Genomic DNA, 3,200 nt, shown 5'->3' on the forward strand with positions numbered 1-3,200 from the left:
TCTGGAGGCCGGCCAGGCGGCCGCCGGCGTTGAGGTCATCGCCATTGGCCGTCCGCAACTCGACCTCGCAAGACCCGACACGGTGATCGAAGCGATCGCGGCCGCGAAGCCTGATATCGTCGTGTCGGCCGCCGCCTACACGGCGGTGGATCAGGCCGAGGACGAGCCCGATCTGGCATTCGCGGTGAACGCCGCCGGAGCCGGCAAGGTGGCGCAAGCAGCAAGCCGCCTGGGCGTGCCCGTCATCCATCTTTCGACCGACTATGTCTTCGACGGCACCAAGGACGCCGCCTATGTCGAGACCGACGCCACCGCACCGCGCAGCGTCTATGGCGCCTCCAAGCTTGCCGGCGAGCAGGCGGTTGCATCAGCCAATCCGCACCATCTGATCCTGCGCACGGCATGGGTCTACAGCCCGTTCGGCAAGAATTTCGTGAAAACCATGCTGCGGCTGGCCGCCGACCGCGACGAGATCGCGGTGGTGGCCGATCAGTGGGGAAATCCGACATCTGCACTTGATATCGCCGACGCAATCCTGCATGCGGCGGCACGGCTGCACGAGGGCGCCGCCGCATCCGGCATCTATCATCTGGCCGGAACCGGCGAGGCCAACTGGAGCGGCTTTGCCCGCCATATCCTCGACACAAGCCGCGTGTTGGGTGGTCCCTGGGCGCGGGTACGGGACATTGCTACGATGGACTACCCAACCAAGGCGCGCCGCCCCGCCAATTCCCGGCTATCGAGCGCGAAATTCGCGGCGGCGTTCGGCTGGAATGCACCGGACTGGCGGCAATCGACGGAAGCGGTGGTGCGCCGGCTGCTAGCCGGTGAGCCGAAACAGGCATTGACGGCATGAACAAGCACCCTTCAGCGGAAAACACGCGCGATGCCGCGCCCGTCGACGAGCCGAAGGCACGCAAGGCAAAGCCGAAAGCAGCCAAACGCACCTGCATCATGGTGCTCGGCATGCATCGCTCGGGCACCAGCGCGCTGACGAGGGCGATCAATCTGCTTGGCGCGGAACTGCCTAAGAACATGCTGGGCGCCAATCTATCCAATCCAACGGGTCACTGGGAGCCGGAGCGTCTCATTGCGCTGCACGACCAGATGCTGGACGAAGCAGGAAGCAGCTGGGATGATTGGCGATCCTTCGATCCCAACGATCTCGGCGCGCAGCGTCTGCGCTTCTACAAAGCAGAGATCGCGCGGCTGATCGACGAGGAATACGGCAGCGCGCCGTTTTTTGTGCTCAAGGAGCCGCGTATCTCACGTTTCGTGCCGCTTTATGCGGAGATCTTGAGGCGCATGCGCATCGATGTTCGGTATGTGCTGATAGACCGCAATCCGTTGGCTGTGATCGCTTCCCTGGCGAACCGAAACGGTTTCACGATGGGCTTCAGTTCGCTTCTTTGGCTTCGCCACGAATTGGAAGCCGAGCGCGCAACTAGGGGTCGGTCACGCATCTTGTTGTCTTACGAGAGTCTGCTTGATGACTGGCGACAGGGTATCGACGGGATCACTGCTACTCTCAGCCTAGACTGGCCGGTACCCGACGTGAAATGGCAGTCCCTGCTGTCTGAGCATTTCGCTACCGACAATCAGCACTTTGCCGCCAGCACTGAGTTGCTCGACGCAGACCCGCGCATCATTGACTGGGTCAAAGACGCTTATACCGCACTGATAGCGCTCAGGTCCGATGATACTGATGCAGTTGCAATAGAAATTCTTGATCGGATCAGAGCAGAGTTCGAATCTGTTTCACGAACTTTTGGCGACGCTTTTTTCCTTGAAATTGATTGCCGTCTCCGCGTGTTTCATCGGCAGAAGTTGGAACAGCAGCAATTAGCCAAACAGCGCGATGCGCGGCCCGCAAAGCAGGAACCATTCGTTTCACTTCGTGACCTGTACGATGCGCATCGCGGCAAAGTGTCGGATAAATGGTCGATCTATCTCAGCACCTATGACCATATTTTTTCAGAGTATCGAGACAGTCCGGTTCGAATCCTGGAAATCGGAGTTCAGAATGGCGGATCCCTGGAGATATGGCAGAAATATTTCCCCAATGCTGAAATAATCGTTGGCTGTGACGTCAATCTGGCTTGCGGAAATCTCGTTTTCGACAGCCGGAAGATAAAGATCTCCGTAGGTGACGCCAATACTGATGAAACGGAGCGCGACATCATCTCGATGTCGGAAAAATATGATATTATAATTGATGACGGATCGCACCTATCCTCGGATATAATACGCTCGTTCGCGCGATATTTCCCCCACCTTTCCGAAGGGGGCATGTACATCGCCGAAGATCTGCATTGCAGTTACTGGCAGGAGTTCGAGGGCGGTCTCTACGATCCGCTTTCCTCAATCTCGTTTTTCAAACGCCTGCTTGATGTAGTCAACCATGAGCATTGGGGACTGGATCGTCGTCGGGTCGATGCCTTGGCCACTTTCGCCGACAGGCACAAAGTCACATTCGATGAGGCTTCTCTCGCGTCGGTTCATTCCGTCGAGTTCTTGAACTCGCTTTGCATCGTAACGAAGCTGCCTATTCCGGAAAACGTCCTCGGCGCGCGCAACGTGCACGGGCAGGTCGCGCTCGCCGACGGGAGCGTGGTTCCTCTCGACGACACGAAGAGCAAGGCGATCGATCAAACCGGAAATCCATGGTCGTTGAAGTCAACAACCATGGAGGAGGAGATCGAAACCAACAGGAAGTTGTTGGGACATCACGGGGCACGCATCGAGGCTTTCTCCAGCGAGATAGCTGATATGCGTGAACAGATCCGGACCCACAAAGACGAGATCTCAGGCACAAGGGCACAAGTTAGCGCGAGAGACGAAGAGATCGCTCGAGAACGGGCACAGATCATTGCGAGAGACAAAGAGATCGAACTCTTGCAAGAAAATTTGTCGATGGCGCACAGGGCGACGAGTGCGCTGCTTGCGGATCGCGACGAGGCGCGATCCGAGGAAATCCGGTTGCATGAGGTTCTCGATGCCGTTTATGCCAGCACATCCTGGCGAGTGACCAAGCCTCTGCGGGGGATTGGGAGCCGCGTCCGCGCTATCGGCGATGTTCGCATAAGGGTCCGCCGCTTGGCGATTCGGGGTGCCTACGGTTGTTGGCACAATGTGCCGCTCTCCACCGACCTCAAGCGAAAATTGAAGAGAGCGGCGTTTTCGACCTTTCCTTCGCTGTT

Annotated in this window: 2 protein-coding genes; both read left to right on the top strand. The window is 58.0% G+C overall.

All coding sequences use genetic code 11. From position 1 onward, the window contains the following. Nucleotide 1: 1 nt before the first annotated feature. Complete coding sequence (gene rfbD / locus EN893_RS25815) at nucleotides 2–856, top strand: dTDP-4-dehydrorhamnose reductase (RefSeq protein WP_128361873.1); 855 nt, start codon at nucleotides 2–4, stop codon at nucleotides 854–856. Next, nucleotides 853–3,200: sulfotransferase (locus tag EN893_RS25820; protein WP_245490907.1), on the top strand; the 2,348-nt coding region annotated here is incomplete at its 3' end. The genes rfbD and EN893_RS25820, both read left to right, overlap by 4 nt.

The sequence above is a fragment of the Mesorhizobium sp. M7A.F.Ca.CA.004.04.2.1 genome, from assembly GCF_004022825.1.
GTDB lineage: Bacteria > Pseudomonadota > Alphaproteobacteria > Rhizobiales > Rhizobiaceae > Mesorhizobium.